At 59.4% G+C, this 1,187-nt stretch carries 2 pseudogenes; one reads left to right on the top strand and one right to left on the bottom strand.

What is annotated here, in order from left to right:
• Positions 1 to 195: pseudogene (locus tag ACF1AK_RS36420) on the bottom strand (hypothetical protein); the annotation flags it as partial.
• A gap of 134 nt (positions 196 to 329) precedes the next feature.
• Here ACF1AK_RS36420 and ACF1AK_RS36415 point away from each other — a divergent pair.
• Positions 330 to 1,187: pseudogene (locus tag ACF1AK_RS36415) on the top strand (copper resistance protein CopD); the annotation flags it as partial.

Here is a 1,187-nt window from a genome sequence, read left to right as displayed (position 1 = left end):
CAGGGCGAGTGATGACGTGGACAACCCCACGATGACTTGCGTGACGAACGTGACCAGACCGAGCCCGACGGCTATCCATAATTTGCGGACATGTTTACCCGATGCACTCGCAGCTTGTTCCGCAACGCCGTGCCCATGGCCGTGACCCATCTCGATATGCCCTTCTCGCCGATGACTGGAGCGTCGTATTCTCATATGCGCATATTTGCCAACGAGAGAGTTTCAGTAAACCCTGGCTGAAGCACCCATGCAACTATCCGTCATAGTATTTTGGTCCGGAGCACCGATCGCGCGGGCGAGATCCACAATGCTGAGAGGTCCACCCGCAAATGATCGAAACCGAACCGTCCGGCGCCGATACCCTCGTCGTCGGACGACCCATACGGAAAGTATTGGGATGGGGTGTCATAGCTGCAATCACTGCGGCGGCATTGGCGCGCGCATCAACTTCCGAGGCGCTGCGATTGCTCGGACTTCCAGATCCGGGGCCCTTGACGATTTACGGACTCCCGGCGGTGATGGCGTTCGGCGAGGTTGCCGCCGTGATGACCGTAGGCAGTCTACTTTTGGCTGCCGTTCTCGTTCCGCCTCAAGCCTCAGGTGTACTCGATGTCGACGGATATCTGGCGCTACGAACCGCAAGCGTCGCCGCCGCTATCTGGGCGGTATGCGCGGCGCTGCTCGTTCCACTCACCCTCTCGGACAGTTCAGGCCAACCTCTCTCCGTCGTGTTCGCCGATCCAGGGCTGTTCGCTCGCGCGATCTCGGACATCGATGTCACAACTGCATGGGCATGGACCGCAGGACTCACACTCGTACTCGCGATTGCGTGTCGTCTGACCCTGCGATATTCGTGGACACCGTTACTTCTCGCATTCGCTTTGTTCAGCCTGCTCCCCAGGGCATTGTCGGGTCACTCCTCCTCGGGCGGATCCCACGACATCGCCACGAACAGTTTGGTTCTGCATATCCTTGCGGCGTCGATCTGGATGGGAGGAATAGCGGCTCTCGTGCTGCATGCCCGCAGAAAGGGGAGCTATCTCGACTTCGCCGCGCGCCGCTTCTCGGCCGTGGCACTCATGGCGTTCGTCGTCATAGCGATCAGCGGTGTGTTCAACGCTGCCGTGCGGGTGCCGCTCACCGCGTTGTGGATTAGAAACTTCGGTGTCTTGATTCTTGCCAAAGTC

This window comes from Kitasatospora sp. NPDC015120, assembly GCF_043080305.1.
Lineage (GTDB): Bacteria > Actinomycetota > Actinomycetes > Streptomycetales > Streptomycetaceae > Kitasatospora.
This window is presented reverse-complemented; position numbering and strand designations above follow the sequence as displayed.